This window comes from Salipiger sp., assembly GCF_059781815.1.
The window spans coordinates 1-23,529 of sequence record NZ_JBYNAH010000059.1 but is presented as its reverse complement, the minus strand read 5'-3'; the positions used below and the strand labels follow the sequence as shown (position 1 = coordinate 23,529).

The window sequence follows — 23,529 nt, the reverse complement described above, 5'->3', positions numbered from 1 at the left end:
GTCGCTCAGGCCGTCATCGGTGTTCTGACCGAGGATTTCCTTGCTGCGGACACGGACCTCATGGGCAAGCTGGTTGCGTGTCAAGTCGGGGTTCTTTTCAATCTCATGATAGGCTTGGATGATTTCTGCCTTTCTGGTCCTGCGACCGCGCTTCGGTTTCGGCCCATTGTCGCGTGCTTCGACCTGAGGTGAACCGGCAGAGAGGCCGAGAAAGGCAAGACGCTCATCCGAATGTCGGAAGGGGCGCAACTCCGGAAGCGGATCGATCTGGTACGAGTGATCGCGGACCAGCCAGGAATTGAACGGCATCAGGATGCGGACATAGGTAAAGGCGAAGCCCGTTCCGGTGACCTCCGCCCTGCCCCAATCAAGGACCCCATGCGCCCAGACTTCCCGAGGGATCAGCACCGGCAGATCTTCTTCCCGACGATAGGGCTGGCCACCACCTTCAGGCACATGCAGTTCATGGCCGATGGCCTCAATCTGGCCGGCACTCAGATCGCGCTGGAAGCTGGCCCGCATGATTTCGACAGGATCGGTCTGCCCGCGCCGTCGAGATCGCAGATAGGAAACAAAATTGAGGACCGAGGTAAGGTCGAAGCCGTTGGAACGGAATTCCTTTACGGCGGCTTCGCCGAAGCTCTGGAAGCGCCAATTCGACGACCGGTCCTTGCTTTCTTCGAACGCCCTGAAGCCTTCCTTCAGCGAGAGCACACCGCAATTCTCGAACAGCTTGTGGACCGTGTTTCTCGCTCCCTCATGCTCCATGACCTGCCATCGCTCCGCTCAACATCGCCGCATTCCGTTCCGCCGCCATCAGCACCGGATCATCGGCAAGATGCGCGTAACGCATCGTGGTCTGCAACTGGGCATGTCCGAGCAGCTTGCCTACCATCTGGATCGGCATCCCACTCATCACTGCGATGGAGGCGTAGGTGTGGCGCAGATCGTGGATGCGCACATCCTCAAGAGCCGCTTCCTTCCGAATGCGCCGCCAAGGCTTCTGCAGGTCGCTGAGAGGCTGGCCGTCGATCTGACCTACGAAGACGAAGGGGTTGCCATCGGGGCGGGGCAGGGCATCCAGCACGATCCGCGCCGCAGGGGGCAGGATGATGCGCCGCGCACCTGTCTTGCTGTCCGGCAGTTCCAGATGCCGCGCCGTAACCCATCCCCAGCGTAGATGTTGAATCTCTTTGAGGCGGCAGCCCGTCAGCACCAGCAGCCGGAAGGCTCCGATGACATGGGCGCTCTCCTGCCCTTCTTCCTGAAGCCGTGTGAGCGTCCGGCCGAGCCGCTGCAATTCGTCCCCCGACAAGAACCGCTCACGCTTCTCTTCGCGGTACTTCGGCACATGGCGGCAGGGGTTCGAGCCATCCGGGCGCAACTCCCAGACCTCGCAGAGCGTGAATAGCTTCGACAGTACTCCGAGCGTCCGGTTGGCCTGATAGGGAATGTCGCGGTGGGCGTGGTGCAGTCGCGCGATATCCGCCCGCGTTACATCGATGATCCGGAGATTGCCGAGAGCTGGATAGGCAAAGAGTTCGAGTGCCCGCCGATACTCCTTCGCGGTGCTGGCCTTGCAATGCGTCGCCACATGATCGCGCAGGAACCGCGCCCCGACACTGGCAAGCGTGGGAGCGCCACGCGCCTGAGCGATGACCTCCGCAGGGTTCTGCCCCGACGCGACCGCGCCGAGCAATTCCTTGGCCCGCTTGCGGGCTGCTTCGAGCGTGACCGCGCCATGCTGACCGATGGCGATCCGGCGCGTACGCCCGCCGCTGCGATACTGGACCAAATAGGACCGCTTGCCCGAGGGCATGATGCGGACCCCGAAGCCGTTCACCTCGCTGTCGAAGACGAGATAATCCTTGTCGCGGAGTTTGAGCTTCTCGACGCTGCGCTTGGTCAGTTTGGGCATTCCATCCATCTCCTGAAAGGGCCGCCCGTTCTGGCTCATGGAAGCATGATGGAAGCAGAAGGCGGCGTAATCCATGCAGGATTGATGGCGCTACAGCGTAAGCACCGTCCAGAAATATCGGTGTCTCTCAGTATTTTGGTGGAGGTCAGCGTTGAGCGTGGTAATCTGGCGTAAAGCCGTGAATCAAACTCATAACCTGAAGGTCGTAGGTTCAAATCCTACTCCCGCAACCAACGATACAAAGGGCCTGGCCGGTTAACCCCGCCAGGCCCTTTTGCTTGCGTCCTCAAGGGCTACCCAGAACAGTTTGCGGTTAGACCTTTGTCCGGTCTCTAAACGAGAAGGCAGGTGATGCGGAGAGCCGCTTCAGCAACGGGCAGATCCCTGGCATCCTGAAGGATGGCCACGCTGCGTGGCTTGCCCTTCTGCTCTGCGATCAGACACGCGACCTACGTCACTCAAAAGAAAGCCATGGCGTCCTGTTGCCAGATGAGATGCGTTGGTGTCTGCTCCATCGTAGACATGTCCAAGGTCACAGGCCTGTGGCGGGACCGGCGAGGGAAATACGGGAACGATGATGACAGAGACACTGCTCCCCAAGATGGACAAGGATGCCTGGACAGTCCGCGCGACCGATGAAACCGGGTTCTGGGGGCATTGGATCAGAACCCGAGGTGGCAAGTGGCCCGAGGATTTTCAGCGCCGTGTCGATCCCGCCGCCCCCCTGCTCGATGCGGTTCGCGACTTGCTGGACGATTTGGACCTGCCCGGCGACACCCCGGCAGAGATCCTCGATATCGGATCCGGTCCGCTCAGCATTCTCGGATATCAATGCGAGACGCGCGACGTACGGCTCACGCTGGTCGATCCTCTGGCCAATCAGTACAACGCCCTGCTCGACGAAGCCGGGGTCGCGGGCGTTCCCCGGCCGGTGGAGGGATATTTCGAGACGGCCCTCGAGACGATGGGGCAGGAGCGGTTCGACGTCGTCTGGTGCCGCAATGCTCTGGATCACTCGATGGATCCGCTTCTGGGCCTCTACAACCTGCTCAGCCTTTGCAGGATTGGCGGTGGACTGATCCTGAGCTTCCATCCCGACGAGGCGGATTGTGGTAGCTACCAGGGGCTGCACCAGTGGAACCTGCGGCTTCAGGACAACCGTGTTCTCCTGACCCAGATGCAGCGGGAGCTTGACCTGACGCCGCTGCTCGAGGCGCAGGAGGTCGTCGAGATCCATCAGGAGGGAGGCGGAAGGGCGCAAAAGGGGATGGTGACGATCACCCTGAAGAAACGCATTGCGCCGAATCTTTCACAAGCAATGCTGGGCGCCAGCACACCCGGCTAGGAGCCACGCTAACGGCCGTCCGCGCCGGAAGCACCGCAGGCAGGACGGCTGCCTCGCGCAGGTTTCCGCGCTGTCCTTCGCAGCTCGAGCGATGACCATCTCGGCCGTCCATGTCCGCTGCCGGCGGGCGTCAGGCATCCCCGGCGCCAGGAGAGCAGGGCAGGATCCTGTGTCTTCGCGGCATCTGCCAAGGTTGTCCCATAGGGGCGACGCGTTTTCACCACAGTCTCGCAACATCGTCAGCCCCGGCGGGGGCGCTAGGTCGGGCCAGGTACGGGCACCGGCCTCCTGACTGTGAAAGGAAAGCGCAGGATGTGTGAGCTTTGTGCCGCGACAACCGTTTTCGATCCCCAGCGACACCCGCTGGCGGATCACTTGCGTATCGCCGGCGCCGAAATCTTCGAAAGCGCCGATGCGCCTGACCGGCTGGAGACCCTGTATCGGTTGCCCGTCGGAGGGAGCTTTCACGGCACCCTCGCCCGCCCGGGAGACCGGGATTACATCGCGGTGACGCTGGAGGCCGACAGCTCCTACCAGATTTCCCAATATGGCTACTGGGGCGGCGGCGGGACGCTTCAGGACGGCACCCTCTCGGTCTATGACGCCGCCGGTCACCTGATCGCCCGCAACGATGATGGCACCCATGGCTACGATGCCGAGATCAATCTCACGGTGTCCGTCAGCGGAACCTATTTCATCGCCGTCGGGTCGTATCGGGACAGTCTCACCGGGACTTACCGCCTCAGTGTCGACACCGATGCTGGGGCGGCGGCGCATGTCGGGACGGAAGCTTCGGTCGCGGCGCTCGCGGATTACCTCGTCGACGGCTACTGGGAGGAGACCGGGCGCGATCAGCGTGCCTTCGATCTGTCCCAGAGCAACCGGATCGAGGTCAGTCTTGCGGGGCTCACCGCAGAAGGGCAGCAGCTTGCGCGGTGGGCGCTCGAGGCCTGGGAAATGGTCGCAAATATCGAATTCGTCGAGGTCGCGAGCGGCGGGCAGATCACCTTCTCGGACGCGGCGGCCGGTGCGTATACGCTTACGGATCTCTGGGGCGCGACCATCCTCGATGCCGAGCTGAACATCTCCAGCAACTGGCTCGCGCGGAATGGCACCGCGCTCAACAGCTACAGCATGCTGGCCTATCTCCACGAAATCGGCCACGCGCTCGGGCTCGGGCATCAGGGCAATTACGATTCCTCGGCCACGTACGGGGTCGATCAGACCTTTTCGAACGACAGCTGGCAGATGTCGGTGATGTCCTATTTCAGCCAGCAGGAGAACACGAGCGTTGACGCAAGCTATGGCCTGCCGATCACCCCGATGCAGGCGGATATCGTCGCGATCCAGTCTCTCTACGGTGCGCCCTCCGACGGTGGCGTCACCGCCGGAGACACCGTTTGGGGGCATGGGTCCGAATTCGGGACCTATCTCGATCTTGCCTTCGAGAGCTTTCTTGCGGGCAATGCAGAGGCGCTTGGCTCGGGGCGGGCCTTTGTCTTCACGATTTATGACAGCGGTGGCATCGACACGCTGAACCTGTCGCCGTTGACCGCCGCGAGCAATATCGACCTGAACGGCGGCGCCTTTTCCGACATTCGGGGCCGGACCGGGGCGCTTGCGATTGCCGAGGGGACAGAGATCGAAAACCTTGTTCTCGGGAGCGGAGATGACCGGGTTGTCGGCAACGCTCTCGACAATGAGATCAGCGGCAATGACGGAAACGACCAGATCGATGGCGGCGCGGGGCGCGACTGGATCTGGGGTGGGGCAGGGCAGGACACGATCGCGGGCGGTGATGACCGCGACATCCTCTTCGGGAATTCCGGCGAGGATCATCTGCTCGGAGGCGGCGGAGACGATCTGCTGGTGGGTCAGCGCAACGACGACACGCTTGATGGCGGCGACGGAGACGACGTGCTTTCGGGCGGTCATGGGGCGGACAGTTTCTGCCTCCGGGTCGGCGGCGGTCATGACCGGATCAAGGATTTCGAGGCGGGCGACGGAGACGTGCTCCTGCTCGAGAGAGGGTTGGTTTCGGGCGAGATCCAAGGCCTGCAGGCGCTTTACGATCAGTACGGGCAGGTTTGCGCCCGGGGTGTCGTCTTTACCTTCGAGACCGGGGACACGCTGGAGCTCATGGGCATCCGGACGCTCGATGCGGTCGGGGCCGATGCCTTGCAATGGCTATAGGGCCGGTCGCGGCGGCACCCGAGAGCGCGGCGCGCGCGCTCGACGATCAATAGGCGGACCGGTTCTCGGGTGCGCCGAAGCGGGCGCCGGTGGTGAACAGCGTCTTGTTCAGCGCGACCGTCAGGCCGGAAAGCACCGGGGCGGGCAGTAGCGCGACCACCTCTCTCAGGGCCGACTTCGGTGTCCGGTCGAAGCAGGTGACCATCAGTGTGTGAGACGCGACTTCGGAGACCGAGCGCGCATCGGGGAACATCAGCAGAGGCGGCGTGTCGATCAGGATGACATCGTACTCCGCCTTCAGAGCCCGGATCAGATCGCGGAACGCCGCACGTTCGAGAAGGTCGGCGGGGTTGTGCGGGTCCTCACCGGCCGGCAGACAATCGAAGCCAAAGGGCGTTTCGGTCCGGATGAAGGCGCGATGCGCCTGCGGATCGGTCTGGATGGCCTGTTGCAGTCCAGTCTCCGGCAGGCTGCCCAGCACCGTCCGGGTGAGGCCGCGCGCGCGTAGATCGGCGTCGACGACCAGCGTCCGCTTGTTCAGCAGCACGAAGCTGCTGGCCAGAGCGCCGCAGACCGTCGATTTCCCCTCGCCGGGGAGTGCGGACATGATGCTGATCACCTGCGGTTTCCCGGCATCGACCTGTTCGAGAATCAGGCGCCGGCAGTTGCGGATCGCTTCCGAAAAGCCGCTGCCCTTGCCGACGAGAAAGGCTTCGTTGCGCCGGGACCTCCGGAACAGGCCAAAGCTCCTGCGCAGTCTGGGGATCTCGAGCCGGGCGTGGGGGCCGACGCTGCCGGAGACATCCTTGAGGCTGCACACCCGCTCATTCGAAGCGGCGCGGATCAGGACGATGACAGCCCCGACCATGAGGCCGAGCAGTGCTGCGATGGCGACGATGCGCTTGCGGCCCTGCGTATCGGGGCGAACGGGCGGGAGCGCCCGTGCAAGAAAGCGGCCGCCCTCGTTGCGCAATCCGCTTTCCATCACCAGCTCCTTGAGGCGGCTCAGCGCGCTTGAATAGACCGCCGTTGTGGTTGCGAGCTCCACATCGAGCCGGCGCAGTTCGACCGCGTTTGCGCGGCTGTCACGCAGGCGCTCTTCAAGCCGGCTGCGGCTGCTGGCCAGCGCGTCGGCGCGCTGCCGGGCGGTGTTGATCAGAGAGCGCAGGTGGCTCTTCACCGCAACGAGATCCTGCCGCGCGGTCGCTTCAGCGGCGCGCCGTCCCAATGCGCTTTCGGACAATCGCGCGAGCAGCGGAGTCTGCGCGAGCGCCGCCGAGACCTCCGGGGCCGGTGTTCCGGTCAGTCCGGACAGGGTCGCGGAGGCCTCCTCGAGGCGTTCGATTTCCGCCGCGACATCCGCTTCGCGGGCTTGCAGGGCGGCGAGTTCGGATGACATGGCCTGCATCGCCTCGGGCGTCGCGACCTGAACCGCGGACTGAGCGCGTTGAAGGGCGGACTGGTCGCTTTGCATCTGCAGCCCCAGGGTCTGAACCTTGTCCGACAGCGCGGCGACGGCCTGCTCTGTTTCGAGTTGGCCGGCGTCGAGGCTGAAATCGAGAAACCCCTCGACCGCGCTGTTGGCGATGGCGGCCGAAAGCGCCGGGTCATGGGTGCGGGCGCCCACCACGACGACGTTGCTGTCGGGGATGCCTCTGGCGGCGTAGACTTCGGCCAGCCAGTTGATGAGATGGTCCTCTTCGACCTCGGCAGCAGAGATTTCGCCGGTCTGGGGCGGCTCGCTGAGACCCGTCGCGTAGAGCAGTCTGCGAACCAGACCGGGCTCCATCTCGATGGTGTCGAGGCCGAGATACGGATTGACCTCGGGGATATTGCGCAGGTCGAGATCTTCGACCACCTGCCGTGCCAGCGCGCGGGAGTTCAGGATATTGACGGCGTAAAGCACGGCCGCGTTGTCGACACTCTCGCGATCGCTGCTTTCCAGCTCGATGACGTCAAGATTGTTGCGCGTCAGAATCAGCTGCGCCTCGGCTGAATAGGTGTCCTCTCCATTCAGCACCAGAGCGGCTGCCACCAGTGAAAAAATCAGGGCCGGGGCAAGAAGGACAAGCTTGTTGCGCCGAAAGAGTCGCCATAGCACAACGATTCCAATCGGCGCCTCGCTATCCCGTTCGCCCCTGAGGGCGGGAGCGCTAAGGGACTGATCATAATGTGAATCTATCTTTGTCATTGCAATTCCGGCGCTGCTGTCGAAAGGGGAGGCTTTATGGATATCAATGGGTCTGAAAGTCATAATTTCGCCCAGATCAGCACATTGCTGGAGTTAAATCCAGAATAAATGAGTGCTGGGGGTTTCAGGTCTCTGTGGGGTTTCGAACATCAAAATCGTTAACATTCAATTAACATCCTGGCGAAATATTTTGATTAATAATTATATTCATCATTGCGGCAATTGGCTGTTTCTGTAATTTGAGTCTCGTTTGATTTTCTCTTTCGCGCCAAAGCGGTTGTCCGGCGAATGTTTCGCCGTGAGCACTCGCGGCCATTTCGGCGTCGGGAGATGTTTCCAATCGGCGGCGCCGTCACCTCACCGTTCTATTTTCGGATGGCGTCCGACAGTTCAGCAGGGGCCGTGTTTGAAGATCGCTTTGATTTTGGAAACGTCCGGGGGCGGATCGGGGCGACACGTGCTCGATCTCGCGGCCCGGTTGGCGGCCGAAGGCCACCTCGTCACCGTCTTCTGGTCGCCGCTGCGCGCAGAAAACAGGTTCGTTGAGCGGCTCAGGGCGCTCGACGGCGTGGCGGCGGTCAAGGTCGCGCTGCGGCGCTCGGTCGGCCCGCACGACCTGCTCGCGCGTCGGACCCTCAGGTCGGCGTTGCTCGAGCACGGACCCTTTGACGTGCTTCACGGGCATAGCTCCAAGGCCGGGGCGCTGATCCGGCTCATGCCGCGCTCTGTTCCGGGATTGCGGGTCTATACCCCGCATGCCCTGCGGACGATGGACCCGGATATCTCGCGCCTCTCCGGGATGATCTTCGGCATCGCCGAGCGGCTTCTGGCGCTCGGACGCGCGCCGATCATCGCCGTCAGCGAGGAGGAGCGGCGGCATGCGCTTCGTCTCGGGATCGCGTCGGATCGGCTGTCTGTCGTGGCGAACGGGCTCGATCCGACCCCGGGGCTGCCCCGCGCTGCGGCGCGCGCGACGTTCGGCGCGACAGGCGACGAGTTTGTTGTCGGGTTCATCGGCCGCATGGTGGCGCAGAAGGATCCGCTGCGCTTTGTCGAAGCCGTGCGCCTCGCTGCCGCGCAGGTGCCCGAGCTGCGGGCGGTGATGATGGGGGACGGGCCCGAGATGGCGCGCGTGCGTGCACAGGCCGCCGGGGCTCCGATCACCCTGCTCGGGTGGTGCGACGCACCGAGCCTCATCCGCGGGCTCGATGTGCTTTGCGTGACCAGCCGCTACGAGGCGCTGCCCTACAGCTTTCTCGAAGCGCTGCATGCCGGCGTGCCGATCGTCAGCACCGCGGTTGGAGGGGTCGAGGAAACCATCCTCGACGGTCAGACCGGCTTGGTGCTCCCGGTCGATGCGCCGGCGGCAGAGATCGCCGAGGCGCTGGTCGCGGTGCTGAGCAATGCGGAGCTGCGGTGCGCCTATTCCGCCGCCTCGCGCGATCTCGCCGCGCAGCGCACGGTCGAGAGCATGACCCGCGCCACGCTCGACATCTACCGGCGCGGGCCGGTCGCGAGCCGTCCCTCTCTTCAGCCCGCCGTGAGATTGCAGCGATGAACGCCAGACTTCCCAATTGCATCTATGGCGGTCCGCCCAAGGCAGGCTCGTCCTGGATCTACAGCCTGCTTGCGGCCCATCCCGAGGTGTTCGTGCCGGATGGGAAATACGTCCAGTTCTTCACCGATTTTCACGATCGCGGGCTGAGCTGGTACGCCGATCAATATGCCGGTGCGACCGCCCGGCATCGGGCGCTGTGCGATCTGACCACGGATTACCTGTTTGTTCCGGAAGCCGCCGAGCGGCTTGCGCGCGCAATCCCCGACGCGAGGATCTTCTTCTCGCTGAGGAATCCGGTCGAACGCGACTGGTCTGCCTATCAGCACCTTCTGCGGGTCGGGCAGGTCAGGGGCCCGCTCGAACAGGAGATCGAGGTCTCGCACCGGCTGCTGTCGAGCTGCAGCGCCTATAGCGCGGCGATCCGGCGGGCCTGGGATCTGTTTGGCAGAGAGAACACCCTGATCCTCTTCTTCGACGAGATCCGCTCCGATCCGCAGGCCACCGCCGACCGGCTGCATGACTTTCTCGGCGTCTCCAGAAGAGTCATCGCGACGCATGAAGGCGGCGTCAGGAACCCGGCCCGCGCGGCCCGCAACCCGGCCTTGAACGGGATGCTGAAGAGCGCGGCAATCGGGCTGCGCGCGGCGGGGCTGTCGCGGACGCTGGCGGCGCTGAAGTCGAGCGCTGTGCTCGACCGGCTGCTCTTCTCGAAGGAGGCGGTCCCCAGGCTGAGGGACAATCCAGAGGCCTGCCGCTTTCTCCTCGACCGTCACATGCCGGAAATCGAGACACTGGAAACGATGCTGCAGAAGGATCTCTCCGGGTGGCGTGTGCAGCTCTGACCGTTGGGCAACATGCCAGAGTGGCGCTGCTCTCCTGGCGCCTGTTTCTGGTCTGCATCTTCCTGAATTTCTTCGTCATGGTCGAACCGGCGCCGGCAGACCTGGTGTTCTTCGCGGCGGCGTTCTGCCTCGCGCTCACGCCGATGGCCGAAGAGCGGGTTCTGAGCGGCGTCGCCATCCTCGGCGTCTGTCTCTACCTCGTGTCGTCGGTGACCGCGCTGTTCTTCGTCGAGCACAATTTCGCGTTCGCGGTCCGGGCCGTCCTGATCGAAGGCTACATGATCGGCCTGTTTGTCCTGACCGCGCATTTCTGCGCAACCAGAGGAGACGACGCGTTTTTCTGGATCCTGATGGCGCTCTTGCTCGGGGCGCTGGTTTCGGCGGCCATCGGGTTTCTTGCGCTCGGGAACCTGATCCCGCGCAGCGATCTCTTCTTCCGGGGCGAGGGGGTGCGCAACCGCCTGATGTCGACATTCAAGGATCCCAACGTGTTCGGGCCGTACCTCGTCCCGAGTATCCTGTTCTCGGCCTGGCTGATGGTCAGCTCGAAGAAATTCTTCTGGCTCGGCACCGCGGGGTTTGCCGCATTGCTGATCGTTCTTGTCGCCACGCTCTCGAGAGGGGCGATGATCCACGCGGCGATCTCGCTGTTTCTGATGATGATCGCACTGCTGGTGCATCACCGCAGCGCGGCGCCGACCTTTCTTGCATTGCTTGGGGTCAGCGCCTTGGGCTGTGTCGTGGTGCTGACCATGCTCGACGCGATCCTGCTGGCGCTGGAAGGCTCGCTTCTGGGCGACCGCATGTCGCTGCAAAGCTATGACGACAACCGGTTCTCGCATGTGGCGGATGCGATCACCCATGTGCTCGAACACCCCCTGGGCATCGGGCAGGGGCAGTCGCGCTACCTCTACGGCTACCTGCCGCACAACACCTTTGTCGCTTTTGCCCTGCAGAACGGCCTTGGCGCGAGCGTCGGGCTGCTTCTGATCTATCTTGCGGCGATGGGCCGATGCCTGATGAAGGTTCTCGACCAGAGACCCGGCTGGACGAAATACGCCATGATCCTCGCTGTGCTTTGCGGATTGCTGGTGCTGATGCAGGTGGTCGGCGCCTCTCACTGGCGGCATCTCTACATCGTCTGCGGCCTCGCCTTCGGGGTCTACCGGACCGACGCCCCGACCGCCGTCGGTCGGCAATGGCCGGCGGCCGGATTGCGCGATCCCGGCCGCCGCCCCGGCCTTCTTCACAGGGCGCTGTCACCGGAAGGAGATCGCCATGTCTGATCTCGGAGGCACCACCGTCGGGCCTCTCTGGTCGAGGGTGTTCGGAAAGGCGGCCATCGCGCTGCTGATACGGCTCGGCTCGGCGGGGCTGTCTTTCGGCTCGATGGTGCTGGTGTCGCGCTGGATCGGGGCCGAGGCCTATGGCGCGTTCGCGGTGATGCTGACCCTGGGCAGTTTCATCGGTCTGGCGGCGACCCTCGGCATGCCGACACTGGCATTGCGGACCATTCCCCGGATCGGCGTGGCGCAGGGCAGCGACGCCGGCAGGGCGACCCGGAGCTTCGTCCGGACGAGTTGCCTCGCGGTCCTGTGGGCAGGCTTGCTGCTCTCGCTGATGCTGATGGCGGCAGGTGTCGTGTTCGGCCATGCGACACTGCGCTACGCTGCCTGTCTGGTGCTGCCATTCGCCTTTTCAGAGCACCTGGCACATATCCTCCGGGCCTTTGGCGAGATCGTCTCGGCGCTGCTGCCGCGCGATGTTCTCTGGTACGGGCTGACCGCGGTCCTGGGGGTGAGCGCCAGCGGCGCGTTTCCCGGCCTTCCGGCGGTCTGGCTGCCTAGCCCGGAGGCGGCTTTCATGGCGGTGGCGGCCCTGCTGCTTGGACTGGTCGCGTGGCAGGGATGCCGCGCCCTCTCGGTCCTGAAACCGCCGCAAGACGCTCCCGGGCGCTCGCGCGAGCCCTACAGGATCGCCTGGCGGTCGGAGGCGCTCTTTCTCTGGCTGTCATCGATGGCCGGAGCCGTGCAGCGTCACCTCAGCGTGGTCGTGGCCGCGCCCTTTCTGACGCCGGTGGAAACGGGAGCCTTCTTTGCGGCGCACCGGACCGCGCTGCTTCTGTCGCTGCCGCTCATCGCCGCCAATCTCGTCGTGTCGCCGATGATTGCGCGGGCCTGGGCGCAGCGCAGGCCGGATCAGGTGCAGCGCCTTTGCAAGCTGATCGTGCTGGGCGCCGCGGCCCCGGCCTGTCTGGGGCTCGGGGTGATCTGGATCGCGGGCGACTGGCTCCTCTGGCTCTTCGATCCGGCTTTCACGACCGGGCTCGATGCGCTCTACATCTTCGCCTTCGCGTCTCTGGTGAACGCGCTTTGCGGACCCACCGGCGTGGTGATGCTGATGACCGGGCATGAAAAGCGCTTCGTGGAGATTCAGGTCGCCACCCAGATCGCGAGCCTGATCCTGACCATGCTCGGGGCTTCGGTCTGGGGCCTTGCAGGCGCGGCGGCGGGGGCGAGTGCCGGCACCGTCGGATGGAACCTGCTGGTCTGGATCTGGTGCCGCCGCCAGATCGGGATCGACCCGACACTCTTCGCGTGGCTGTCTCGCAGGCCACGCGAGCCGCATCTTTAGAAACCGCATGTCACGAGCCCCTCGAGCGCACCGCAAGCCATGACGCGGGATGGAGGAAGAGAATGGTCAACACGGCAAGCCGGCCCGATGGCGGCGCCTTCTGCGCGTCGCATCGGATGCTGTTCTTCATCGGCCCGAGGAAGACGGGTACCAGCTGGATCAACGCCTATCTCGAGGCGCGGGGGGACGTTGTCACGCCGCGCACCACCAAGGAGACCTTCTTCTTCGACCGCTATTTTGCCCGCGGGACCGATTGGTACGAAGCGCAGTTCCCGCCGCCGGCAGCGCCCGACACGGTGTTCGCCGAATGCGCGCCAAGCTATGCCTCCAACCCGCTGGCGATCAGGCGGATCTGCGAAACCGTCCCGAATGCGGTGTTTGTCGTCACGCTGCGGGAGCCGGTGGCGCGGGTGCAATCCCATTGGAGGCACCTGATTCGCTACGGACACGCGCAGGCCAGCCCGCTCGACGCGATGTCGGCTGACAGCGAGCTGCTGCGGGATTCGCACTACGCCGACATTCTGGCATCGGTCATCGCGATCTGCGGCGCCGAACGGGTCCGTATCCTCGTCTACGAGGATCTGCGTCGCGATCCGGTGAGCTTTGCGCGGGCGCTCTGCCGCGCGACGGACCTTCCCGAGCAAGACCCGGACCCCGAACAGGGCAGCACCCGGATGAACACGGCACAGAAACCGAGAAACCGGCGCCTCTCTGCATTGGTTTCCAAAGCGGCGGAGACGCTTCGCAATGCAGGCTTGCACCGGGTTGTCAGGATGGCGCGCAAGGCCGGGCTCAGACGCGTGCTCGAGCGTCCCTACAACCCCGGAGACAGCGCAATGGATGAAGCCACACGGCAGGCGGTCCGGCGCAGGCTGGAGCCACAGATGAGCGCGGCGGTGACGTGCCTGACCGAGACGCCCTCGCTTGCGCCAGCGGGGCGAGAGGATGCCCTGGCCCGCACGCTGCGGGCGTGGTCGGGCGCTGGCTGAGCCGGCGCCGGGGCCGGGCGCGCGTCGTTGCCCGTGGCTCTGAAAGAGGATTGCCGGCGCGCCGAAACGCACCGGCAGGCGGTAACGCGGGGGACTCGAGAGACGCTCAAAGCGGCATCGGGATCATCGTCCACAGCCCGACATGGGTCAGGAAGTTGAACAGCAGCGTGGTGGCCGCGATGGTGCAGGCCGGCGGGTCGATATGGGTGTCGCCGTGGTCGAGGAAGACCCGGGCGAAGAACTCGCCGAGATAGGCGCAGAACAGACCCGCGAGCGCGGCCCAGATCAGGCTGCCGGAGGCGGCGCCGACGATGGCGGCGGGCAGGAAGATGTGGTGCGTCACCGGGGTCAGCACACCGACGGTGAGGAACATCAGGCTGGCGGCGGCGAGGCCGAAGGCCAGCATGACGCCGGTGCCGCCATAGGTGATGCCAAGCCAGCCGGCGAACAGCCCGCCGCCAAGGCCGATGACCAGCAACTGCTTGGGATCGCTCTGGAACACCAGCCACTTGGTGGCGTCCGTCGGCTGGAAGAAGCCGCGGCCGGGATCGGCCTTTCCGCAGAGCCCGCAGCTGCCCCAGATGAAGCGGGCGATGATGCCCGAGATCACCACGGTGAGGCCGGGCAGGTCTGTCCAGGCCAGCTCCGGGCCGAAGTTCGGCACGAAGGTGAGCGCCCAGATGATGACGTAGCCGACGATGCCGAACAGGCCGCCGACGAGCAGCACGTCGGGGCTGTTGAGCCCCATGCCGGCGGTGACGATGTTGCGCCCACTGTCGAGCTTGCCCTTCTTGGCGGCATAGGCGGCGGCGGCGACACCGGCGGCGAAACCACCGACATGCGGACCGAAGACGCCGAAGGGGATGTTGGTGAAGAAGTCCGTGGCCTCGGGCAGAATGGCCAGCTGAATGGCCGCTCCGAACAGGGTCAGCAGACCGACGAAGGCGAAGGCCGGCAACGCGCCGATGGCGGCCCCGAATATGCCGGCCCCGAAGGCGGCGAGTAAACCGAGTGCAGTCATTGTGTCCTCTTTCAGATTTCCGGCATGTTTCGCGGGAAATGGACTGTGACTCGCGAAGGAATGCCCGTTCGTGTTTCGCTTGCCGCCTCAATTCCTCCCGATACCGGCCAGACACAGAAACACCGCTCCCGTAACTCGAAGAGTCACGGGTCGGGTTTGCACGTTTCGCGGTGCATGAATGCCCTGTGGCCGGCTTGCGGTCGTCGAGCGCAAGTCGACATTCAGATAGAGAGTCCGACCGGTTTTGGTCAACGAGACGGGTTTGCGAAGTGGCAGAGAATTCTTGTCATCTTTTCTAGGCAGCCCGGCACGTTCACGGGCCTCAACCTAAGTGTATGAAATATAGTATAAATAATTTCTTTCTTGGCGGCGGTGCCGGTGGCGGATGCGCGCCACCTGTGCGTTGATGACCTGTTGCCGTCCCCGTGGGGACAAGAAATTGCCCGGCGGTGACAAGAAAGTCCCCGTGGCAAGACCTCGGGAATTCCCCATTGAGTTGATCTGCCCGAAACACGCTTCGGATAGGCCTTGTTTTCTTGACTGTCCCGCGCGGCGCAAAAGATCACCTCCCATTGTCAATTTCCTCGCGTTGTCGAAAACGGGTTTCGGGCGCACTTCTTCCGGGCGAAAGCGGCACCGGGAAGGTCACGGATATGAACGCCCCTCACGACACACGCATCCTGATGATCGTCGGAGACTACTCCGAGGATTACGAGGTGATGGTGCCGTTCCAGGCGCTGATCATGTTGGGTCTCTCGGTGGATGCGGTCTGTCCGGGCAAGCGCTGTGGCGACGTCATCAAGACGGCGATCCACGACTTCGAGGGCGACCAGACCTATAGCGAGAAACCTGGCCACCTGTTCCGCCTCACGGCGAGCTTCGGGCTGGTCGAGGCTTCGGACTATGCCGGGCTCTATATCGCGGGCGGTCGTGCCTGCGAGTATCTGCGGCTCGACCAAGCGGTGCTGCAGCTGGTGCGTGCCTTCGCGGTGACGGGCAAACCGATCGCCGCGATCTGTCACGGCGCGCAGATCCTGACCGCGGCCGGCGTGCTCGAGGGCCGCCGGCTCACGGCCTACCCGGCGGTAGAGCCCGAGATCCGCGCTGTCGGCGGCGAGTTCGTCGCCGTGGCGCCAGACGACACCATCATCGACGGAAACCTCGTGACGTCCCCGGCATGGCCCGGGCATCCGGGGCTGCTGCGCGCCTTCGTGCAGCGCGTCGCTCCCGAAACCCTGTCCTGAAGGAAGAATGGCAGCTTAGCCTGGAGGAAACCATGATTGAGAAGGGCTTTTCACAACCGACCGAACGTGTGAAGCGGCTGAAGGCGCAGATCCTGAACGCCCGCCCATACGTCGAGGCCGACCGCGCGGTCCTTGCGACCGAAGCGTACAAGCAGACCGAAGGGCTTCCGGCGATCACCCGGCGCGCCAAGGTGGCGGAGAAGATCTTCAACGAGCTTCCCGTGACGATCCGCGACGACGAGCTGATCGTCGGCTCGATCACCCGCAACCCGCGCTCGACCGAGATCTGCCCGGAGTTTTCGTTCGACTGGGTCGAGAAGGAATTCGAGACCATGGCCCATCGCGTGGCCGATCCGTTCGAGATCCCCAAAGAGACCGCGCAGCAGCTGCATGAGGCCTTCAAGTACTGGCCCGGCAAGACCACCAGTGACCTCGCCTCGGCCTACATGTCGAAAGAGGTGAAGGACTGCCTTGCCAACGGCGTGTTCACCGTCGGCAACTACTTCTACGGCGGCGTCGGCCACGTCTGCGTCGACTATGGCAAGATCCTCGACGAGGGCTTCAAGGGGGTGATCGCCGATGCGGTCATGGCGCTTGAGACGCTCGACCGGATGGACCCGGAGTCGATCAAGAAAGAGCAGTTCTACAACGCCATCATCATCACCTACAACGCCGCCATCAACTTCGCCCATCGCTATGCCGAGAAGGCCGAGGAACTGGCCCGCGCCGAAGCCGACCCGACCCGCAAGGCCGAGCTCGAGCAGATCGCTAAGAACTGCTGGCGCGTGCCGGAAAACGGCGCCCGGACCTTCTGGGAAGCCTGTCAGTCGATGTGGTTCGTGCAGTCCATGCTGCAGATCGAATCCTCGGGCCACTCGATCTCGCCGGGCCGGTTCGACCAGTACATGAACCGCTACCTGCAGGCCGACAAGGAGATCAGCCGCGAGTTCGCACAGGAGCTGGTCGACTGCATCTGGATCAAGCTCAACGACGTCAACAAGACCCGCGACGAGGGCTCGGCCCAGGCCTTTGCCGGCTACGCCGTGTTCCAGAACCTCTGCGTCGGCGGTCAGGACAGCGACGGGCTCGATGCCACCAACGACGTGTCCTACATGTGCATGGAAGCGGTGTCGCACGTCCGTCTGCCGGCCCCGTCCTTCTCGATCCGCGTCTGGCAGGGCACGCCCGACGAGTTCCTGCACCGTGCCGCCGAAGTGGTCCGGCTCGGGCTCGGGGTGCCGGCGGTCTACAATGACGAGGTGATCATCCCGTCGCTGCAGAACCGCGGTGTCTCGCTCGAACATGCCCGCGACTACGGCATCGTCGGCTGCGTCGAACCGCAGGCGATCCACCGCACCGAGGGATGGCACGACGCCGCCTTCTTCAACGTGGCCAAGGTGCTCGAGATCACCATGAACGCCGGCAAGGTGGGCGACACCCAGCTTGGTCCGAAAACCAAGCCGATGGTCGACTGGGCCTCGCTGGATGACTTCTACGAAGCCTTCAGCGGCCAGATGGCCTATTTCGTCAAGTACCTGGCCGAAGCCGACAACTGCGTCGACCTCGCCCATGCCGAGCGCTGCCCGCTGCCGTTCCTGTCGGCCATGGTCGACGATTGCATGGGCCGCGGCAAATCGGTGCAGGAAGGCGGTGCGATCTACAACTTCACCGGCCCGCAGGCCTTCGGTGTCGCCGACACCGGCGACTCGGTCAGCGCGATGAAGAAGTTCGTCTTCGACGAGAAGAAGATCACCATGGCCGAGCTGAAAGCGGCGCTCGACGCCAACTTCGGCATGGCCGCGGGTCAGAACTCGCCGACGGCCGCGCCTGCCGACCTCTCGGAAGAGCAGGTCTATGCCGCGGTGCGCAAGGTGCTGGCCCATAGCGGCTCGACCGATGTCACCACGCTCAAGGACGAGGTCTATCGCACCCTCGCCCAGTCCGAGGCCCCGGCCAACGACACGAGCTTTGCCAAGATCCAGCGCCTGCTCGACACAGCGCCGGCTTTCGGCAATGACCTCGACGAGGTGGACCTGATCGCGCGGAAATGCGCCCAGATCTACTGCAAGGAAGTGGAGAAATACACCAACCCGCGCGGCGGCCAGTTCCAGGCCGGGATCTACCCGGTGTCGGCCAACGTGCTGTTCGGCAAGGACGTGGGCGCGCTGCCCGACGGGCGGCCCGCCAAGGCGCCGCTCGCCGACGGGGTCTCGCCGCGTCAGGGCAAGGACACCAACGGCCCGACCGCCGCGGCCAACTCGGTGGCCAAGCTTGACCACTTCATTGCCTCGAACGGGACCCTCTACAACCAGAAGTTCCTGCCCTCCGCCCTTGCCGGGGATGCCGGGCTGCAGAACTTCGCGTCGCTGATCCGGTCCTACTTCGATCACAAGGGCATGCACGTGCAGTTCAACGTGATCGACCGCGAGACGCTGCTCGACGCCCAGAAGAACCCCGAAGCCCACAAGGACCTCGTGGTCAGGGTCGCCGGCTACAGCGCCCAGTTCGTCGTGCTCGCCAAGGAAGTGCAGGACGACATCATCAGCCGCACGGAACAGCAGTTCTGAGCGCGCCTCTCGGTTCCCGCGCATGCTCTCTGCGCGGGGACCGATCCCGGGGGGCAGGAACCGGCGACGGTTCTTCGCGCCCGCAGCCACCGCCGGTGACCGCCCCCCGGACCTTTCCGAACCGTGGCGCAAAGGTGCTCCGATGACCCGCTACACCAGTTTCCATCCCAAGACCGAGATCGTCTTCGGCCCCGGACTGCTCGACCGTCTGGAAGCGTTTGGCGGCCAGCGCGTGGGCATCGTCACCGACAGTTTCCTGGCCCGCTCCGGCGCGCTCGAGCGGGTGATGCACCACCTGCGCGACGCCGAGGTGCAGGTCTTCGAGGATGCCGCCCCCGAAAGCCCGCTCGATGTGGTGCAGCGCGGGGCGCGGATGTTCGAGAATTTCAAGCCCGACGCCATCGTGGCGCTGGGGGGCGGCTCGCCGATCGATGCCGCCAAGGCGATCCTCGCCATCGTGCGCGGCTTTGACAGCGATCACCGCATCCAGCTCGTCGCCATTCCGACGACCAGCGGCACCGGCTCGGAGGTGACCGCCTACGCGGTGGTCTCCGACCCCGCCAAGGGGCTGAAATTCCCGCTGGTCTCGCAGGATCTGGTGCCCGACATCGCGCTTCTCGACCCCGAGCTGGTGCGCACCGCGCCCGCCAGGGTCACCGCCGATACCGGCATGGATGTGATCACCCACGCCATCGAGGCGGTGGTTTCAACGGGGGCCAACAATTTCAGCGATGCCTGCGCCGAAAAGGCGCTGGAGCTCGCCTTCGCCTACCTGCCGCGCGCCTATGACGACGGCGACGACATGGAGGCGCGCGACGCCATGCACCAGGCCTCGTGCCTCGCGGGCATCGCCTTCACCAATGCCGGGCTCGGCCTCAATCACGGGCTGGCGCATGCGCTGGGGGGGCGGCTGCACCTGGTGCACGGGCGGCTCAACGCCCTGCTGCTGCCGGTGCTGATCGCCTGGAACGCCGAAGAACCCGAGACCGCCCGGCGCTATGCCCGCATCGCCCGCCGCATCGGCCTCGACGTGCCGAGCCCGCGCGCCGGCGTGCGCGCCCTGACCCGCGAGATCGAGGCGCTGAACAAGCGCTTCGGCATCCCTTCGACGCTGAAGGGCATGGGGGTCGACCTCAACGAATTCTGCCGCATCCGATCCGAGATCGCAGCGGCGGCCCTGGCCGATGCCTGCACGGCCAGCAACCCGCGGACCCCGACCCAAGCCGAGCTGGACAGCCTGCTCGCGTCCTTGGCCGGGTAACCCGCGGACCCGGATGATGCAGAGCGGAAAGACCAACGCCGGAAGGCATTTACTGACAACCGGAACATCGTGAGCAAGGAGAGAACGATGCAACAGGAAGCACTGGGAATGGTCGAAACCAAAGGCCTTGTCGGCGCAATCGAAGCCGCAGACGCCATGGTGAAATCGGCCAACGTGACCATGGTTGGCTATGAAAAGATCGGCTCCGGCCTGGTGACCGTGATGGTGCGCGGCGACGTCGGCGCGGTGAAAGCCGCCACCGATGCCGGGGCCGTGGCCGCCGAGAAAGTCGGGACCGTGGCCTCTGTCCACGTCATCCCGCGGCCGCATACCGAGGTGGAGCGCATTCTTCCGCACCCCGCCGCCGTGGCTGCCGAGTAACCCCTGAGACACCCTAGGAGGATCCGTCATGCAAGACGATCTCGTCGAAAAACTTATGGGGGAAGTGCTTCAGAAGATGGGCGGCGACAAAGCCGCCCCCGAAGCCCCCAAGGCCGAGGCCCGGCCGGCGCCCAAGGCGGCTCCGCGTTGCGCCCTGACCGAATATGTCGGCACCGCCATCGGCAACACCATCGGCATGGTGATCGCCAATGTCGACCCGATGCTGCATCAGCAGATGGGCATCGACAAGAAGTACCGCTCGATCGGCATCGTCGGGGCCCGCACCGGTGCCGGCCCGCACATCTTCGCCGCCGATGAAGCGGTGAAGGCCACCAACAGCGAAGTGGTGCTGATCGAACTGGCCCGCGACACCGAGGGCGGGGCCGGCCACGGCTGCCTTATCCTCTTTGGCGCGGAAGATGTCTCCGATGCCCGCCGGGCCGTCGAGGTGACCCTCAGCGAGCTCGACCGGACCTTCGGCGATGTCTACGGCAACAGCGCCGGGCACCTGGAGTTCCAGTACACCGCCCGCGCCAGCTTTGCCCTCGCAAAGGCGTTCAACGCGCCGGTGGGGCAGGCCTTCGGCATCACCGTGGGGGCGCCCGCCGCCATCGGCGTGCTGATGGCCGATACCGCCGCCAAGGCCGCCACCGTGGATGTGGTTGGCTACTCGTCGCCGGCCAAGGGCACCAGCTTCTCCAACGAGGTGATCTTCACCTTCAGCGGAGACTCGGGCGCCGTCCGCCAGTCGATCCAGGCGGCCCGCGAGGTCGGCAAGCAGCTGCTTGGCACCCTCGACCCGGCGCCGCTGATCTCGACCACAACGCCGTATATCTGAGCGCGCGAAAAGGAGGACCGTCATGTCGCAACTCAGCTTGGGATTGATCGAAACCATCGGTCTCGCAGCCGCTGTCGAGGCTGCGGACGCTGCCGTGAAATCGGCCAATGTCGACCTGGTGGGCTACGAGTTCGCCAAGGGTGCCGGCATGACGGTCGTCAAACTCCAGGGCGAGGTGGGGGCCATCAAGGCCGCCGTCGCGGCCGGAGCACAGGCGGCGAGCCGGGTGAACAAGGTCGTCGCCACCGATGTCATTGCCCGTCCGGGCGCGGGGATGTCGGCCTTGATCGGCAGCAGCGAGACCCGGGGCACCGTTGTCCCGGCACGGGCCGAAGCGCCCGCGCCTGTCGAGGCCGTCGCGGACCCAGTGCCCGAACCGGAACCGGCCGCCCCCGAGGCCGAGGTCACGCCGGAGCCTGCCGAGGCAGCGCCCAAGGCGGAAGCGCCTCAGCCGCCGCAGGCGGCCAAGCCCCCGGCGCCCGCCACCACCGCCCCGGCGGTGAAGCGCGGCAGGGGCACGGTGGGAAAATCTCCGCGCAAGCCGGAGCCCACCACCCACTGACAGGGGAGGGGCGCGGCAGGTCCGCCCGTCGCGCCACCCATCACCGGACACGGCTCCGGTCGGGATCTGAAGACAGGACAGAACAATGACCCAGACAACCACCCTGATCGACCGGATCGTCTCGGAGCTTCTCGAGCAGGGCCGCGATGCCGCCCGCAGGCTCGCCCCGGGCGAGGCCCCGGCGCTGGTGCCGGTCGGTGTCTCGAACCGCCATATTCACCTGTCGCGCCCGGACATGGACGCGCTGTTCGGCCCCGGCGCCATGCTCACCCGCATGAAGGCGATGAAGCAGCCGGGCCAGTATGCCGCCGCCGAGACGGTGATCCTGCGCGGCCCCAAGGGCCAGATCGGCAAGGTCCGGGTGCTCGGCCCGCTGCGCAAGGAGACCCAGATCGAGATATCCCGCGCCGATGGCTACGCGCTCGGCGTGCAGCCGCCGCTGCGCATGTCGGGCCAGCTCGACGGCTCGCCGGGCATCGACATCGTCGGCCCGCAGGGCACCGTCCACAAGCCCTATGGCGTGATCATCGCCATGCGCCACATCCACATGTCGCCCGAGGATGCCGCCAGGTGGGGGCTGCTCAACGGCGACGAGGTCGACGTGATCGTCGACGGCCCGCGTGGCGGGGTGATGGAGCACGTGGCGATCCGCGCCGCCGAGGCCTCGGCGCTCGAGATGCATATCGACATCGAGGAGGCCAACGCCTTCGGCCTCGGGAACGACGATCTGGTCCGGATCGAAACACACTGAACGCCGCCTGAAGGAGACGGGACATGGCACATACCGACCTGACATTGCGGGAATTCGCCGGGCTGATCCGGTTCCGCTCCGTGGCCTCGCCCGATCAATGGGCGGACGGGCCGCTGAAGGTCGGGGTCGACCTTGGCACCGCCAATCTGGTGCTGGCCGTGCTCGACGCGCAGAACCGGCCCGTGGCCGGGATCACCCATCGCTCGAGCGTGGTGCGCGACGGCATCGTCGTCGATTACATGGGCGCGGTGCACGCGGTGCGCAACATGAAGCAGGAGCTCGAGGAGCGCATCGGGCGCAAGCTCGACCGCGCCGCCGCCGCCATCCCGCCGGGCATCCATCCCGGCAGCACGCGGGCCATCGGCAACATCGTCGAGGCTGCCGATTTCGAGCTTGCCGAGATCGTCGACGAGCCCACCGCCGCCGCCCGGTTCCTGGGCCTGCGCGATGGCGCCGTCGTTGACGTGGGTGGCGGCACCACCGGCATCAGCGTGCTGCGCGGTGGCGAGGTGCTCGCCTCCTTCGACGAGGCCACCGGCGGCACCCACATGACACTCGTTCTTGCTGGCGCCAAGGGCATTCCCTTCGCCGAGGCCGAGGCCGAGAAGCTCGACAGCGACCACGAGCGCGACACCTTCGCGCTGGTGCGTCCGGTGGTCGACAAGATGGCCAGCATCGTCAACCGCTTCCTCGAGGATTTCCCCGAGGTGGCAACGATCCACGTGGTCGGCGGCGCCTGCTCGTTCAGCGAGTTCCGCGACGCCTTTGCCAACCAGACCGGCAAGCGCGTGGTGATCCCCGCCGAGCCACTGCTGGCAACGCCGCTGGGCATCGCCATGTACCCCTTTGCTGACGGGAGGGTGTGATGACCGCCCGCCTCGAGACCCTGATCACCCGCGCCCTGCTCGACATGCTGTCGGATGCGATCGTGGCGCGGCTGCGGCTGCGGCGGCGCTCGGCGTTGGTGCTGGTCTCGGGCACCGAGCTGGGCCTGCGCCCGGCGCTGGGATCGCTGGCGCGGCTCTGCGCCACCGGATGGCGGCTGGAGATACGGCGCACCGCGGATGCGTCGGGGCTGATCGGGGAGGATACGCTGCGCGAACTGGCCGGGGGGGCGAAAGCGCCGGCCGCCGGGGATGCAGCGTTGGCCCCGCGCGAGATCGAGACCTGCCTGCAGCGCAACGCGCTGGTGATCGTGCCGACGCTCAGTCGCCCGCTCGCCGCGCGGCTCGCG

At 65.3% G+C, this 23,529-nt stretch carries 19 protein-coding genes and 1 pseudogene; 16 read left to right on the top strand and 4 right to left on the bottom strand.

Going from position 1 to position 23,529, the window contains the following annotated elements:
• A partial coding sequence (locus AC6RA4_RS09140) for a hypothetical protein (RefSeq protein ID WP_500159563.1) occupies nt 1-768 on the bottom strand: 768 nt, incomplete at its 3' end.
• The gene (locus AC6RA4_RS09135; RefSeq protein ID WP_500159561.1) at nt 758-1,918 is read right to left on the bottom strand and encodes a site-specific integrase; all 1,161 of its coding nucleotides are present in this window, start codon (nt 1,916-1,918) and stop codon (nt 758-760) included. The genes AC6RA4_RS09140 and AC6RA4_RS09135, both read right to left, overlap by 11 nt.
• A 577-nt stretch (nt 1,919-2,495) precedes the next feature.
• Here AC6RA4_RS09135 and AC6RA4_RS09130 point away from each other — a divergent pair.
• Nucleotides 2,496-3,263: a methyltransferase domain-containing protein gene (locus AC6RA4_RS09130; protein ID WP_500159559.1), complete on the top strand. Its 768-nt coding sequence runs from the start codon at nt 2,496-2,498 to the stop codon at nt 3,261-3,263.
• A 312-nt stretch (nt 3,264-3,575) separates the two neighbouring features.
• Nucleotides 3,576-5,456 (top strand): M10 family metallopeptidase C-terminal domain-containing protein, encoded by a 1,881-nt coding sequence (locus AC6RA4_RS09125; protein ID WP_500159557.1) that lies wholly within the window; start codon nt 3,576-3,578, stop codon nt 5,454-5,456.
• Nucleotides 5,457-5,502: 46 nt separating this feature from the next.
• On the opposite strand, the gene AC6RA4_RS09120 is transcribed toward AC6RA4_RS09125, so the two are convergent.
• Nucleotides 5,503-7,557 carry a GumC family protein gene (locus AC6RA4_RS09120; protein ID WP_500159555.1) on the bottom strand — a complete coding sequence of 685 codons (2,055 nt, stop codon included), beginning with the start codon at nt 7,555-7,557 and terminating at the stop codon, nt 5,503-5,505.
• 388 nt (nt 7,558-7,945) lie between these two features.
• Between AC6RA4_RS09120 and AC6RA4_RS09115 the strand changes: the two genes are divergently transcribed.
• The 5 genes from AC6RA4_RS09115 (at nt 7,946) to AC6RA4_RS09095 (ending at nt 13,670) form a co-directional block, all read left to right on the top strand.
• Nucleotides 7,946-9,205 carry a glycosyltransferase family 4 protein gene (locus AC6RA4_RS09115; protein WP_500159553.1) on the top strand — a complete coding sequence of 420 codons (1,260 nt, stop codon included), beginning with the start codon at nt 7,946-7,948 and terminating at the stop codon, nt 9,203-9,205.
• A complete protein-coding gene (locus AC6RA4_RS09110; protein WP_500159551.1) occupies nt 9,202-10,047 on the top strand; it encodes a sulfotransferase family protein in 846 nt (281 codons plus the stop codon). The genes AC6RA4_RS09115 and AC6RA4_RS09110 overlap by 4 nt, the downstream gene beginning before the upstream one ends.
• A gap of 20 nt (nt 10,048-10,067) precedes the next feature.
• Nucleotides 10,068-11,333: an O-antigen ligase family protein gene (locus tag AC6RA4_RS09105; protein WP_500159549.1), complete on the top strand. Its 1,266-nt coding sequence runs from the start codon at nt 10,068-10,070 to the stop codon at nt 11,331-11,333.
• A complete protein-coding gene (locus AC6RA4_RS09100) occupies nt 11,326-12,681 on the top strand; it encodes a lipopolysaccharide biosynthesis protein (protein WP_500159547.1) in 1,356 nt (451 codons plus the stop codon). The genes AC6RA4_RS09105 and AC6RA4_RS09100 overlap by 8 nt, the downstream gene beginning before the upstream one ends.
• Nucleotides 12,682-12,743: 62 nt before the next feature.
• Nucleotides 12,744-13,670: a sulfotransferase family protein gene (locus tag AC6RA4_RS09095; protein ID WP_500159545.1), complete on the top strand. Its 927-nt coding sequence runs from the start codon at nt 12,744-12,746 to the stop codon at nt 13,668-13,670.
• Nucleotides 13,671-13,776: 106 nt separating this feature from the next.
• On the opposite strand, the gene AC6RA4_RS09090 is transcribed toward AC6RA4_RS09095, so the two are convergent.
• Nucleotides 13,777-14,691, bottom strand: a complete 915-nt coding sequence (locus tag AC6RA4_RS09090) for a DUF7973 family transport facilitator (RefSeq protein WP_500159543.1) — start codon at nt 14,689-14,691, stop codon at nt 13,777-13,779.
• Between the two features lie 653 nt (nt 14,692-15,344).
• Here AC6RA4_RS09090 and AC6RA4_RS09085 point away from each other — a divergent pair.
• The 9 genes and pseudogenes from AC6RA4_RS09085 to AC6RA4_RS09045 form a co-directional block, all read left to right on the top strand.
• Entirely contained in the window at nt 15,345-15,935 is a 591-nt protein-coding gene (locus tag AC6RA4_RS09085; RefSeq protein WP_500159541.1) for a DJ-1/PfpI family protein, read from the top strand.
• 32 nt (nt 15,936-15,967) lie between these two features.
• Nucleotides 15,968-18,502 carry a glycyl radical protein gene (locus tag AC6RA4_RS09080; RefSeq protein ID WP_500159539.1) on the top strand — a complete coding sequence of 845 codons (2,535 nt, stop codon included), beginning with the start codon at nt 15,968-15,970 and terminating at the stop codon, nt 18,500-18,502.
• A 142-nt stretch (nt 18,503-18,644) separates the two neighbouring features.
• On the top strand, nt 18,645-19,763 hold the full coding sequence (locus AC6RA4_RS09075) for a 1-propanol dehydrogenase PduQ (RefSeq protein WP_500159537.1): 1,119 nt from the start codon (nt 18,645-18,647) through the stop codon (nt 19,761-19,763).
• A gap of 87 nt (nt 19,764-19,850) precedes the next feature.
• Nucleotides 19,851-20,144 carry a propanediol utilization microcompartment protein PduA gene (pduA, locus tag AC6RA4_RS09070; RefSeq protein ID WP_106207992.1) on the top strand — a complete coding sequence of 98 codons (294 nt, stop codon included), beginning with the start codon at nt 19,851-19,853 and terminating at the stop codon, nt 20,142-20,144.
• 28 nt (nt 20,145-20,172) lie between these two features.
• The gene (pduB, locus tag AC6RA4_RS09065; RefSeq protein ID WP_500159534.1) at nt 20,173-20,982 is read left to right on the top strand and encodes a propanediol utilization microcompartment protein PduB; all 810 of its coding nucleotides are present in this window, start codon (nt 20,173-20,175) and stop codon (nt 20,980-20,982) included.
• Nucleotides 20,983-21,004: 22 nt separating this feature from the next.
• Complete coding sequence (locus AC6RA4_RS09060) at nt 21,005-21,544, top strand: BMC domain-containing protein (RefSeq protein ID WP_500159532.1); 540 nt, start codon at nt 21,005-21,007, stop codon at nt 21,542-21,544.
• Between the two features lie 85 nt (nt 21,545-21,629).
• Nucleotides 21,630-22,295: a phosphate propanoyltransferase gene (locus tag AC6RA4_RS09055; protein ID WP_500159530.1), complete on the top strand. Its 666-nt coding sequence runs from the start codon at nt 21,630-21,632 to the stop codon at nt 22,293-22,295.
• Nucleotides 22,296-22,318: 23 nt separating this feature from the next.
• Complete coding sequence (eutJ, locus tag AC6RA4_RS09050; protein ID WP_222602339.1) at nt 22,319-23,161, top strand: ethanolamine utilization protein EutJ; 843 nt, start codon at nt 22,319-22,321, stop codon at nt 23,159-23,161.
• Nucleotides 23,161-23,529: pseudogene (locus tag AC6RA4_RS09045) on the top strand (hypothetical protein); the annotation flags it as partial. The gene eutJ and the pseudogene AC6RA4_RS09045, both read left to right, overlap by 1 nt.